The 13,147-nt window shown below is 54.7% G+C and carries 8 protein-coding genes; 4 read left to right on the forward strand and 4 right to left on the reverse strand.

The annotated features are described in order from the left end of the window. Window positions 1-7: 7 nt before the first annotated feature. Genes PG1C_RS05885 through PG1C_RS05895 form a run of 3 tightly spaced genes read left to right on the forward strand, consistent with a single transcriptional unit; the run spans window position 8 to window position 2,682 of the window. Window positions 8-721: an EI24 domain-containing protein gene (locus tag PG1C_RS05885; protein ID WP_202636460.1), complete on the forward strand. Its 714-nt coding sequence runs from the start codon at window positions 8-10 to the stop codon at window positions 719-721. Further along, window positions 718-1,557 carry a competence/damage-inducible protein A gene (locus PG1C_RS05890; protein WP_284431797.1) on the forward strand — a complete coding sequence of 280 codons (840 nt, stop codon included), beginning with the start codon at window positions 718-720 and terminating at the stop codon, window positions 1,555-1,557. Before PG1C_RS05885 ends, PG1C_RS05890 begins: the two co-directional genes overlap by 4 nt. A 33-nt stretch (window positions 1,558-1,590) precedes the next feature. Further along, window positions 1,591-2,682 carry a PA0069 family radical SAM protein gene (locus PG1C_RS05895; RefSeq protein ID WP_202636461.1) on the forward strand — a complete coding sequence of 364 codons (1,092 nt, stop codon included), beginning with the start codon at window positions 1,591-1,593 and terminating at the stop codon, window positions 2,680-2,682. A gap of 114 nt (window positions 2,683-2,796) precedes the next feature. On the opposite strand, the gene PG1C_RS05900 is transcribed toward PG1C_RS05895, so the two are convergent. From PG1C_RS05900 to PG1C_RS05915, 4 genes are all read right to left on the reverse strand, one after another. Continuing rightward, entirely contained in the window at window positions 2,797-3,513 is a 717-nt protein-coding gene (locus tag PG1C_RS05900; protein WP_284431798.1) for a GNAT family N-acetyltransferase, read from the reverse strand. A 449-nt stretch (window positions 3,514-3,962) separates the two neighbouring features. Next, a complete protein-coding gene (tldD, locus tag PG1C_RS05905; RefSeq protein ID WP_202636463.1) occupies window positions 3,963-5,405 on the reverse strand; it encodes a metalloprotease TldD in 1,443 nt (480 codons plus the stop codon). Continuing rightward, a complete protein-coding gene (locus PG1C_RS05910) occupies window positions 5,402-6,208 on the reverse strand; it encodes a carbon-nitrogen hydrolase family protein (protein WP_202636464.1) in 807 nt (268 codons plus the stop codon). The genes tldD and PG1C_RS05910 overlap by 4 nt, the downstream gene beginning before the upstream one ends. Next, a complete protein-coding gene (locus PG1C_RS05915) occupies window positions 6,205-10,332 on the reverse strand; it encodes a YhdP family phospholipid transporter (protein ID WP_202636465.1) in 4,128 nt (1,375 codons plus the stop codon). Before PG1C_RS05915 ends, PG1C_RS05910 begins: the two co-directional genes overlap by 4 nt. 90 nt (window positions 10,333-10,422) lie before the next feature. On the opposite strand from PG1C_RS05915, the gene glnE reads away from it, so the two are divergent. Beyond that, window positions 10,423-13,137, forward strand: a complete 2,715-nt coding sequence (gene glnE, locus PG1C_RS05920) for a bifunctional [glutamate--ammonia ligase]-adenylyl-L-tyrosine phosphorylase/[glutamate--ammonia-ligase] adenylyltransferase (RefSeq protein ID WP_202636466.1) — start codon at window positions 10,423-10,425, stop codon at window positions 13,135-13,137. Window positions 13,138-13,147 lie beyond the last annotated feature (10 nt).

Genomic DNA, 13,147 nt, shown 5'->3' on the forward strand with positions numbered 1-13,147 from the left:
AGCCACCATGCATGAACTATTGGCGGCGTTTGGTAAAGCAACACGCGATCTGACGCGCGGGGACATTCTGTGGCATGTGCTGTGGCCACCAGTGGTCGCGGCTGCCTTCTGGGGGATTTTGGGTTTTTTTATCTGGGCACATGGCCTCATGTTGATGACGCAGATTGTGCCGCAGTTGCCATGGTCAGGCTGGGAATGGGTCGCTCACTGGGCGGCGGTTTTTCTTTTGCTGGCCGCATTTGCCTCGCTGATTTACCTGACGGCGTTGTTCTTGGTGGCCGTCGTTGTGTTGCCTTATTTGATCATCTATGTGGCGGCCCGCGATTACCCTGATCTGGTACGTCATGGTGAAAATGCTTTTTGGCGGAGCCTGATTAATACGTTGGTGGCAGGGTGTGTGTTCTTGTTCGGTGGGCTGCTCTCTTTGCCTTTGCTGCTCATCCCCGGTGTGGTGCTGGTGCTGCCTTTGTTCTGGACAGCCTGGTTGAATCAGCGCACTTTCCGTGTGGATGCTTTGGCTGAACATGCTACTGCGGCAGAATTAACGCAACTGGTGAATGATAAAAAATCCACGTTTTATCTCGCGGGTACGGGCTGCGCCTTGCTCGCGCATGTACCGCTGATTCAGCTGGTGGTACCTGTATTGACGGCGCTGGTGTTTGTACATCTGGGTCTGGCGGCTTTGCGGCAACAACGACAATTACGGGGAGTGCAACTATGAGTGATGCAATGAGTGATGCAGTGCGTGGTGCCATGAGCGGTGCTATGAGGCCGTCAAAAAGCCCGGCAAAAGCCATCGGTGCGATTATTATCGGTGACGAAATCACGCGGGGCAAACGTGAAGATGGTCATTTTGCGCGTCTGCTAAAAATACTCGCCGCGCGTAATATGCATCTGGCGTGGGCGATGTATATCGGGGATGATCGGCAGCGATTGATCGATACCTTTCGCCGTACGCTGGCAACGGACGATATCGTGTTTAGTTTTGGTGGTATCGGTAATACGCCCGATGATCACACGCGCCAGGCGGTGGCGGCGGCGGCAGGCGTTGACTTGTTTTTGCACCCCGAGGCGGAGCACGAAATCCGTTCCCGCTTCATCGAGATGGGGCGGGAAATGACAATCGAATCGTTGGATATGGGGCGCTTTCCTGTGGGCAGCCAGATTGTTCCCAATCCGTTTAATCGCATTGCCGGTTTTTCGCTGGGTGAGCACTACTTTGTGCCGGGCTTTCCGCAGATGGCTTGGCCTATGGTGGAATGGGTGCTGGATACAAAGTATCGTCACCTGTTTAACGCCACCCCTACGGCAGATGCGGCCATTTTGGTTTGGCGCGGCATTGAAAGTATGTTGATCCCGGTAATGCAGGAAGTAGAAAGCCGTTATCCTGGGATAAAGGCGTTTAGCTTGCCCTTTTTGGGCTCAGAGACCGTGCGCTCGCATGTCGAGCTCGGCGTGCGAGGCGAGCCCGCAGCAGTGGCGCCCGCGATGAGCTTGCTGCGCGAAGGTGTGCTGGCATTGGGTTACACCTTTGATGAAAAACCAGCACAAGAATAATCTGCGGGTCGATCAAGCGTGTTCTGATGGGTGATGGCATCCTTCACACGTAAAGGTCGCGGCGCAGGCCATAATCCGGATAACCGCTACGCCAGTTGGCAACGCGTAGCGGCTGATGACGGCTGGTGGCTGGACCCCGAGGCGCAAGAAGCGCCGGTTTCTACCGAGCTGATCATTGACACCGCCAAAACAGTGATCAGCTACAACCAGTCGCCAGATATTCCGTTCGACCGTTCAATCAACCCCTATCGCGGCTGTGAGCATGGTTGCAGCTATTGTTTTGCGCGGCCCAGTCATGCGTATCTGGGTTTATCGCCAGGGCTGGATTTCGAGACCAAGCTAGCCTATAAGCCCGATGCGATTGAGGTGTTGCGCAGGGAGCTCGCCCATCCAAAATATGTGTGCAAACCCTTGGCACTGGGCATCAATACCGATGGCTGGCAGCCCGTAGAGCGGCGTCTGGGCTTGACGCGCGGGATACTGGAAACGCTGGCTGCCTGTCGTCATCCGGTGAGCATCGTGACCAAATCCGCGTTGATTCTGCGCGATCTGGATATTCTCGTAGAGATGGCACAACAGCATCTGGTGCGCGTTGCCGTGTCGATTACCACGCTGAATGCTGATCTGGCGCGGCGTATGGAGCCGCGGGCGGCGTCTAGCCAGCGCCGACTTTCTGTGCTGGAGGCGCTGTCTTCTGCGGGCATACCGACAGCGGTTTTAGTGGCGCCATTGGTACCGGCCCTGACAGATCACGAGCTGGAAGACATTCTGCAAGCGGCAGCTGACGCCGGCACCCGCACGGCGGGGTATGTGCTGTTACGCCTGCCGCATGAGGTCAAGCCGCTATTTCGTGATTGGCTGGAACGTGAAGAACCGGGTCGCGCCGAACACGTTTTCAGCTTGCTGCGTCAAATGCATGGTGGCAAGGAATATGACAGTTGTTTTGGCCACCGTCATCGCGGAGACGGGCCGTTAGCAGAGATGATTCAACAGCGTTTTAAAATTGCGACTCGCCGCTTGGGATTTAATCAGCCCTTGCCCGCATTTGATTGCACCTTGTTTCAACCGCCGAGTGTGGAAACTCCGAATGTGGAAACCGATGCAGCGCAGCGTTCCTTGTTTTGAGTCAGCGCAATCACTGCGATTTATTTTCTGCGCAGAAAATCTCTGCTGAGTCGTTTGATGGTGTGCAGGATGTTTGCTGCATGCTTGCGAATGAAGCGCAGGAGAGTGCTTGCATTACAACATTCTGTGACTTTGATGCAATCGTTCGGGGGAGCGATAGGGATCGAGAAAGGCCCGCTCATAGCGTTGATTCAGCCGTGCCATAGGTAGCAGAAAGAGTAGGTCGGCCGTATTGAAGTCGGTATCCCATGCGGGTTCTCCACATACCCGCCCGCCGGCACGCAAGTAACCCTTAAGTAGAGGGGGAATCACTGCAGGTTTTCCATTGGCTAACTGTTTAAAGGGCAACGGGTGAAACGGATTAACCCGACATTCCGGCGGGGCTTTTTGCGCTTCACTTAATTGTTGGTAGAGATTCGCGGCATTGTGGCCGCCATCAGCCATGCTGATGGAGGCGGAACCGATTAAATACTCATGGTCGCGACGAGCGATGTACTGACCCAAACCCGACCAGAGTAAGGCTATCACGGAGCCGCTACGGTAATCGGGATGAATGCAGAATCGACCAATTTCTATCATGCGTGGGCGAAGGTGCTGCAGGCGCGTCAGCGAGAATTCGCCCTCTGCGTAATAGCTTCCCGCGGATTTGGCTGCTTCTGGAGAGATGATGCGATAAGTACCGATCACTTTGCCAGTGTTATGGCTGCGTACCAGCAAATGGTCACAATGAGGGTCAAACAAATCCGTATCGTGGCCTGGTATCTGTTCGAATAAACGAGCACCTAATTCCTCACCAAATACTTTGTAGCGCAGGCGCTGTGCTTCACGCATTTCATCTTCATTTTTCGCCAGACTAAGGTGCAGGCGAGGATGCGGGCGTGTCGCTTGGCATATATGCGAGGCTCGAACGGATTGAATATGCATTGTCTGTTGGGGTGGAGAGCTGTTTGGCTGAGGGTAGTCTAGTCGAAGCCTTGTCCATTCATGGCAAGCGTACCCAAGCCCGATTGAGTGGATGGATCAAATGCGTAATTTGACAAAGAGCTTAAGCAAAGACCAAGCCAAATAATTTTTATTATTATTTTCAGTTGATTACAGAATACAGCAAAAGGGTTGGACAGATTCTTTGTCGTCCAATTGCGACAAAGGGACGCATGAATTTTGCAACCCGATGAAGTTGGGTATTTTTTTTCGTCGCTATTTTGCGACAATTCTTGCGTATTTGAGCGGTGGGAACTACCGCTTCGGTATCGGCTTTCGCAGGTGTGGTGTGATTTTCTTCACGCCGTACCGCCCACCGTTAGCCCATCAATCCGTAAAGTCGGCTGACCGACGCCTACCGGCACGCTTTGGCCGTCTTTGCCGCAGGTGCCAACGCCTGGATCTAGCGCCATGTCGTTACCTATCATCGAGACGCGCGTCATGGCGTCCGGCCCGTTACCGATGAGCGTTGCGCCTTTCACTGGCGTGGTGATTTTTCCGTCTTCGATCAGGTAAGCCTCGGCGGTGGAAAAGACAAACTTGCCGCTAGTGATATCGACTTGACCGCCACCAAAGTTGGCTGCGTAGAGGCCCTTTTTTACGGACTTGATGATTTCCTGCGGATCATGCGCACCGTTCATCATCATGGTATTGGTCATCCGTGGCAGGGGCAGGTGGGCGAAGGATTCGCGGCGGCCGTTGCCGGTGGGCGCCATGTCCATCAAGCGCGCGTTCAGGCTGTCCTGCAGATAGCCGACGAGGATGCCGTCTTCGATCAGTACAGTGCGCTGTGTCGGGTTGCCTTCGTCATCCACCGTGAGCGAGCCACGTCGATCAGCCAGCGTGCCATCATCGATTACCGTGACGCCTTTGGCGGCGACGCGCTGCCCGAGTCGACCGGAAAAATTTGAGCTGCCTTTGCGGTTAAAGTCGCCTTCCAGCCCGTGACCTACGGCTTCATGCAGCAGAATGCCGGGCCAGCCGGGGCCGAGAACAACGGTCATTTCGCCCGCAGGCGCAGGCTTTGCAGCCAGGTTGACGCTGGCTTGATGGACCGCACAACGGGCATATTCGCGCAGCATATCATCGGTAAAGTAGGCGTAATCAAAGCGTCCGCCGCCACCCGAAGAACCTTGTTCCCGTCGTCCATTTTCTTCCATGATGACTGAGAGAGAAACCCTCACCAGCGGGCGAACATCGGCCGCCATATGGCCGTCGGATCTCGCCACGAGTACCACTTCCCAGGTGCCCGCAATATGAGCCATGACTTCTTTGACACGTGGGTCGGCGGCATGCGCCATGGCTTCCAGGCGTTCAAGTAGCGATACTTTTTCGGCATCTTTCAGCGAACTGATCGGGTCACCTGCGGCATACAGTGCAGGGGAGGCTCGGCGATGGCGTAACGCGGGGGCTAAGCGATGAGCGCCAGCGGCAGCAATGGCGCGAGTGGTGCCAGCGGCGGTTTGCAACGCGCTAAGACTGATGTCGTCCGAATAAGCGAAGGCAGTTTTTTCGCCGGAAATGGCACGCACGCCAACACCTTGCTCAATGTTGAAACTGCCCGATTTGACAATGCCTTCTTCCAGGCTCCAGGCTTCGGAGCGTGCATATTGAAAATACAGATCAGCAAACTCGACATGGTGACTCATGAGTTGGCCGAAGATGCGCTCCAGCTTGTGCGGAGCGAGATCATAGGGCGCTAAAAGCGTTTCTTCGGCGATTTGAAAGTGGTTTGTGTTCATGATTTTCCTTGGAGAGTCCGGTGCTGCAGCGCAGGCAATCGTGTGCGGATGCTGGCTAGTCGCCGGGGATCAAAGTCAGCAGTAACCACGCCCTCACCCTTGTCAATGCGGGCGAGTATTTCGCCCCACGGGTCGATGATCATGCTGTTGCCGTGAGTCATGCGGCCATTGGGGTGACGACCTCCTTGCGCTGCAGCAACAACATAACACTGATTTTCAATGGCGCGGGCACGCAGCAGGATTTCCCAGTGCGCGCGACCGGTGGTTTCGGTGAAGGCGGCGGGTACAACGATCAGATTGACTTCACCCATGCGGCGGTAAAGTTCGGCAAAGCGCAGGTCATAGCAGATGGATAAACCCATCCGGCCACAGGGCGTGTTGCAGGTGACGACTTCATCGCCGGCCTCAATGGTAGCGGCTTCGTCGTAGTGTTCATCTTCCTTGTGAAAACCAAACAGATGAATCTTGTCGTAGCGCGCGACACGCTCGCCTTGCGGATCGAAAACCAGGCAGGTGTTGCGCATTTTGTCGGGGTTGTTAGACACCAGGGGCAGCGAGCCACCGACCAGCCAGAGACCCTGTTGGCGCGCCATCGTGGATAAAAAATCCTGAATCGGCCCATGGCCGATCATTTCGCGTGCGGCGAGACGCTCTGCGTCGCTTGCGCCAATCAGTGGAAAGTATTCGGGCAAGACAATCAGCTGTGCCCCGGCGGTTGCTGCTTCGTTGATCAGCCGCGCCGCGGTGTCAAGATTGGGGCCGACAGCTGGGCCTGAAATCATCTGTAGGGCAGCTAGTTTCATGGGGCGCCTTCTGCTGCGGGTAGTGGCGTTTGGCTTGTTTTTTCAATTTTAGGGTCAGCCCAGGGACCGGTAATCTGATATTCAAATGTGAATATCTGGCCAAAAGGATCTTGCAGCACTTTCTGGGCAGCCCAGACGGCGGCACCGGCAATCGGATTGGCCAGCATAGTGCCGACAGCCACACTCTCGCCAAGGGCAGGTTGAACGCGTGCTTGCATATTTTGGGTTTCATTGATCAGGTTAATGGTTCCTTTGAGGGAAATCTTGGCCGAAGGCGCCCGAATTTTTAGGTCAGTGGTGTCCATGATGCCATTAATGAAGTCGAACTCGCCTCTGATGCTATCGAAAGCAAAGCCTTCACCAAAAATGTCGCGAAAGTCGAGTGTGACGCGACGTATCAGTGTTTGCAAGCTGAAAATGCCCAGCAAACGGCCTACGCCGGGTTCCAGTTTTTTGATTTGCCCCTTTCCAGTGTCAATTTTCAGTTTGCCGTTGAGGCTGGGGTAATCAATTGTCAGCGGAGCGCCGTGCCATGTAAGGCGGCCTGTAAGGCCGATACGGTCACTACGAATAGATTCCGGGTAGCCCAGACGGAACAAGGTCTTTTCAATATTGTTTGATGTTAAATCGAAATCAATCTGTGTTTCAGATTGTCCCGGCGGCGGGCGCCAGCGGCCTTTGATCAGCAGGCTGTCATCGTCATTTTTGACGTTGATTACCGTATGCCATGCGGCATCACGGTTTTCGGCGGTGACATGTACGCTTCCCAGCGGACGATTTTTCAGCGACAGTTCGCCAATGCTGATATCCAGCGCTGGCAAATCGTTAATGACGTCGTTGGCCTGCGCTTGCAGGTCGGCCGGCGTGACACTGGTTTCTGGTATGGAGAATTTATCCAGGCGGGCGATGAGTTTTCCCTTGCCTGGGCTTTGCCACTCCAGATTGCCTGAAAGCTCACGACTTTTTAATTCGCCCTTTGTCACAGTCGCATCCGCTTGATTACCTGTGGCGCGAACGTCGTGAAGATTTTTATCAAAAAATTTGAGGTTGGCCACGCGGAGATCGAATTGCACCGGGGGCAAGGGTGTTGCAGCTTTTTGATTACCTCCTGTATTCACCAGCAAGAGACGACGCCATGCATCGGCATCGAGCTTAGGTAGGTTCACCGCTACTAACAATTGCCGCTCAGGCAAGGCGGGGCTGACATCTCCTAACGTTAGCAGACCCTGGGTGATGACGAATGGCGAGACATCCCGACGGCGAACCAGCTGCAGCCGCGCGGTGGACCCCACGCGAATATCCAGCAGATCGCGCGAGGTTGGTGTCAGTAGAGGTGCTACAGGGGACGAGTGCCTTGGCGCAGGCGAGGGTTTTGTCGCTGCCCCGGAGGGCGACTTGCTCTGTGTCGCACCCCAAGGGTACTTTCCAGAGGTGGATTCAAAGCTTTGTGGCGTATCAGCAGCGCCGACTTTTTGCGTAGTCTCGGCGCGAATTCTGGTCAAGGTGTGACGTTCAAAGCTTGCAGCTAAAGCTTCTTTAGCGGATTTGTTAAATGGTTCAGGCAAGCTTGATGAAAGACCGACAAGATTGGAAGTGATTTTGACGTCGGCAGATTTGTTCTTCACTCGTATATCGCCATTCCATTTTGCGCCGCCGGAAAGATGATCGAACATCGGATGAGAAAACTGGCGGCGCAATGCGGCGACAGTAAATTCGCCAGCGGCACTGACCTGAACACCACTATCGCTAGTGGTGATGTTCGCTGCCATTGGCATCCCCAGCAGCGTGCCGCGAATATCACGGGCTTCAAGATGATCGGCGGAAAATTGCAACTGCCCGCGCACGTCGGCCAGTGGCGGTAGGTCGGCATCCACGGTTAGCCGATTGCCATCAAAGCGGTACTTGCCCGCAAGCTTTGTGGTGTCCAGGCGGCGCAGCGGTAGATCAAGTGTGAGATCCAGCTCACCCTTGCCATCGGCTTGCATGTTCTCGGTGAAGTGATCGATGCGATTTCCCACCGGGCTGGCTTCGATGTAGCGTAGGAAGTCTGTGGTGGGGCCAGCCGCTTTGCCGGTGACAGTGAGCAGTTCTTCTGGCGATTCAAGATCGACAATTTCTGCATGCACATCGCGTAGATCGACGCCGAAGATGCGGCCGGTTTTCCCCGTGATCAGCATGCGTTCCCCGGCGAACAGAAGTTCGCCATCGATGCCGGTGATATCAGGCCAGCCGGTGGCATAGTTCAGCGTAACCCCGCTGAATTTGCCGCGTACCTCAAAGAGGCCGCCTTGGTTTTTGCTCGGCCCACCGCGAAAGGGAAAGTGGCGTAAATCACCCTTGAGCGTGAGGCTCGCTTCGCTTGCTGTGCCTGCGAGAATGCTACTACGGAGCCAGTCACGTGTGGTCTGGCCGACAGCAAGCGGTATATAGCGCCAGACGGCATTGCCCTTGCCGCGCGTAAGACGGGCGAAGAGATTGATCTCGCCTGGTCCGGTGGTCAAGGCATGCCAGGTGCCACTGACCTCCCCAGCAGCATCGGAGTTACTGAAGGTGGTTTTTATCAATTGAACGCTTAAATCATTGCCAGTATTTTTCCATTTGGCTTGCGTGGTGAAGGTTTCTAACGCAAGGTTTGGCTCGGCAAAGATCGTGGGAAGCACAATCTCGCTGTTCTTCCCATCCAGCTCAACGGTGCCATCCTGATCCGTTCCAGAGATATGGCCGTTGATGCCGGAAATGCGGGCGATAGGACCGAGGCTGCTCAAGCCAAGGTTTTTTATGTGACTGTTGATTGACCAGTGTTGCAGATGATCAATGGGGCCCTGCCAGTTGAGACTTAGATCAGTCAGCTTTCCTTGGGGTGAGTAACGGTTCAGTTGCGCACGAGCCGCTTCATCCAGCGGGAGAAAACCGGCTAGCTTTGATAGGGTGTCTAGGTCAAGCTGATTGGCAGTGAAGCTGCCGCTGGGCTCATTTTGCTCATTTTGTTTCCTCCGCTTGCTCAGACGCAATAAACTTATTTCGGCTAGCGTTGTTTGTTGCGGTGTTTTATTTTGCCAGCGCACCGTGATGTCTGTCGGTGGCAGGGTCAGCCCGTTGCGGGTGGTCAGTGTCAAGCGTTTGCTGGACCCGGAAAACCCGCCGTCAAGACGTTCTGCGGCGAGTTTGCCATCCAGCCTTAATAAATCCAGCTCGGGAAGATCCGGGCGCAGTTGCAGACGCACGTCTGCCAGGCGTACATCGGCGGTAACGGCTGTGAGTTGGGCGTTTGCAAAATTGAGCCACAGCCGCAAGGCACCGCTGCCTTGAGGTATCGATACGGGATAATCAACCCAGGCGCGCCACCCGGCAAGATCAGCGTAATCAATTTCAGCATACGTTTCACCTGACCATGTTGCCAGTTGATTCAGGTTGCGGCTTTGCAGGTTGCCGCGAATATCCAGCCGTGCCGCCAAGGCGCGGGGCGGTTCGGCGGTGAGGCCAAAACGGTGTGATGGTTTGCTGTTGTCGAGCTGAAAATTCAGCTGTTTGAGCTCCAGTGGCGGGGCGTTGCGCAAGGTGTCCTGCCAGGTGATGGCGGCGTCACGAATGACAATCTGATGTTGTGCAAATAGCCAACGGGAAAAGTCTCCCTGATTATTTTGTTGCGGCGTGATTTCCAGCCCGGCCGCAAAGAAACGGCCTGCTTTGTCGCGGCTTAGCACGATGTGTGGTGCGAGCAACTCCAGGCGTGCCAGACGTAATTCACCATGCCAGAGTGAATCCCAGGCCGGCTCGGCGGCGACGTGTTCAAGGTTGAGTAACGGGTGGCCGGATGTGTCGCGAATCTCGACACCCTGCAAATTGAGGACAGGTCTTAACCCCGCCCAGTGCGCTTCAATGGCGCGAATGCGTACCGGTTGCTTGATTGCCGTGCTGATGGCTTGTTCTATATCGCCGCGATAATTTTCAATCTGTGGCAAAACGCCATAGCGCAGAGTAAGGACGAGAAATGCCACTGCAAAATAGAGCAGGGCGGCGCCCCAGAACAATATGCGCAAAATACGTAGAAACCCACGTGACCGAGGCAGACCTCGCAATAAGCGATTATTGATTACTGAAGGCAAAGAGGGAATTCTAGGCATGTAAAAAGGGCACGGAGATCATGCTATTGGACACACTGAAGTCAGCAGAAAGCGGCGAGAATAGCGACAACAGAACTCGAATTCTAACCGATGCCCTATATGGCCAACGTGCTTGCCCACTCTATTGCCGATGGTATTTCTGCCTCCCGTTATCTGGAAAGGCTGCTAACAACTAAGCCAGCACTTGCCGCTGAGGTCGCCGCATCGCTCAAAACGCCTGTGACGAGGACTGAGCTTTCCGGTTGGCTTGGCGCCAGGCAAGCGGCGATCCCCAGCAATGAAGAAGAGCGCTTGAAGCCGTTATTGCGACAGTTCAAGCAATGGGCTTATGCGCGTATTGCTACGCGTGATCTGGCGAATCTCGCGCCTTTGGCCGAGGTGATGGAAACCATGACATGCATTGCCGAATTGGCAATCAACCAGGCGGTCAGCGTGTTGATGAGCGGGCTGGTTGCGCGGTATGGTGTGCCGCGTAATGCGGATGGGCTTGAGCAATCGCTCGTCGTGATCGGCATGGGCAAGCTGGGTGGGCGCGAGTTAAATGTATCTTCGGACATTGATTTAATTTTTGCCTATCCCGATGATGGGGACACTGACGCGGCGAGTCCAGGATTGCGCAGTATTTCCAATAGCGAGTTTTTCACTCGACTGGGGCGCGGGTTAATCAATGCCATGGCCGACATCACATCGGATGGCCAAGTGTTTCGTGTGGATATGCGTTTGCGTCCCAACGGGGATTCTGGCCCGCTGGTGTGTTCTTTCAATATGCTGGAAAACTACTTCATTACCCAAGGCCGCGAGTGGGAACGCTATGCCTGGATCAAGGCGCGGCCGCTGACGGGGGATCGCCATGATGAGTTAGAGCATATTCGCCGTCCGTTTGTTTTTCGCAAGTATCTGGATTTTGGCGCGATTAATGCCATGCGTGATCTGCACGCGCAGATTCGTCATGAAGTGATGAAAAAAGATCAGGCGGATAATGTCAAACTTGGCCCGGGGGGCATCCGCGAGATCGAATTTATTGCGCAGGTTTTCCAACTGATTCGGGGTGGTCGCGATACGACTTTGCAAGTGCAGCCAACCCTCGCTGTGCTACAACTGCTGTCAGACAACCGTACCCTGCCGCCTGAAGTCGCCATGGCTTTAGCATCCGCTTATGATTTTCTGCGTCGCGTTGAACACCGCCTGCAATATCTGGATGATGCGCAAACGCACACGCTGCCGACGTTGCCCGATGACCAACAACGCATTGCACAGTCAATGAATTTTGTCGATTTTGTCGCATTGACTGCAACGCTGAATGCACACCGTGCGGTCGTTTCCGGCCATTTTGAGCAGGTTTTTGCGAGCCCGGATGCTGACCAGCATCCACTGGACTTGCTGTGGCACAAGGCCACGAGCGAAGTGACCGAGGATTTTGAACGACTGGGCTTTCACAATCCGACGGCAGCAGCCATGCAGGTTGCGGCGCTGCGTGTTGCTCCGCGATATCAGCAAATGCCGGATGAGATTCGTCGCCGTTTTGATGTCCTGGTTCCACGGCTGATCGAGGCGGCATCGCAAGAGCGTAATCCGGATGAAACGCTCTTGCGTGGGTTAAGTTTTCTCGATGTCATTTCACGTCGTGGGGCTTACCTTGCGCTGCTTCAGCAATACCCGATCGCGTTGCAGAAAGTGGTCAATCTGCTCGGCAGTTCACGCTGGGCTGCGAGCTATCTTGAGCAACACCCGATTTTGCTGGACGAGCTGCTAGATCAGCGCCTGCTTGAAGTCGCGCCGGACTGGTCCGCGTTTCGTCGTCAGCTGCAGCAGGCGCTATTAGCGCTAGAACCGGATACCGAACGCCAGATGGATGTGTTGCGGGAGCAGCACCACGCGCAGGTTTTTCGCGTGTTAATGCAAGATATGGCGGGTCTGCTGACGGTAGAAAAATTGTCTGATCATCTCTCTGATCTGGCAGATAGCCTGCTCGAGGCTGCGCTTGCATGTGCCTGGAAAAAGCTGCCGAAACGTCACCGTGAATCACCCCGCTTTGCGGTGATTAGCTACGGTAAATTGGGTGGCAAAGAGCTCGGTTATGCCTCCGATCTTGATCTGGTTTTTCTTTACGATGATACCGATCCTGACGCAGGAGAAATTTACTCCCGGCTGGGCACGCGCCTGAATACCTGGCTGTCAGCACAGACTTCCGCCGGACAGTTATTCGAGACGGATTTACGTCTGCGGCCGAATGGTGAGGCGGGTTTGGTGGTTAGTTCGATTGCGGCCTTTCGTGCTTATCAGCTCGAATCCGCCTGGGTGTGGGAGCATCAGGCGCTCACCCGCGCGCGCTATTCGGCGGGTGATGTGACGGTGGGTGCTGCATTCGAAGACATTCGCCGTGACGTGTTATGCCAGGCGCGTGATCTGGCCAAACTCAAAGAAGATGTGCTTGCCATGCGGCAAAAAATACTTGACGCCCATGCGACGCGGGGCGATAAGCGTGCGCAGATTTTCAACTTGAAGCACGATCCGGGCGGGCTGATTGATGTGGAATTTATCGTGCAATATCTGGTGCTGGGTTATGCCCATAAACATACGGCGTTAACCGGTAATTTGGGTAACATTGCGCTATTAAAAATTGCAGCGGATTTGTCATTGATTCCCGCTGAGCTAGCCAATGCAGCGCGCAATGCGTATCGTGATTTTCGTCATCGGCAACATGGTCTGCGGTTGAATTTTGCACAGGCAAATGTATCGCCAGACGAGATAGAGCCGCAGATAAACGCTGTGCGTGCGCTGTGGCACGTGGTTTTTGAATCATAAAAGGAGCAAA

Source organism: Rugosibacter aromaticivorans (assembly GCF_000934545.1).
GTDB classification, from domain to species: Bacteria; Pseudomonadota; Gammaproteobacteria; order Burkholderiales; family Rhodocyclaceae; genus Rugosibacter; species Rugosibacter aromaticivorans.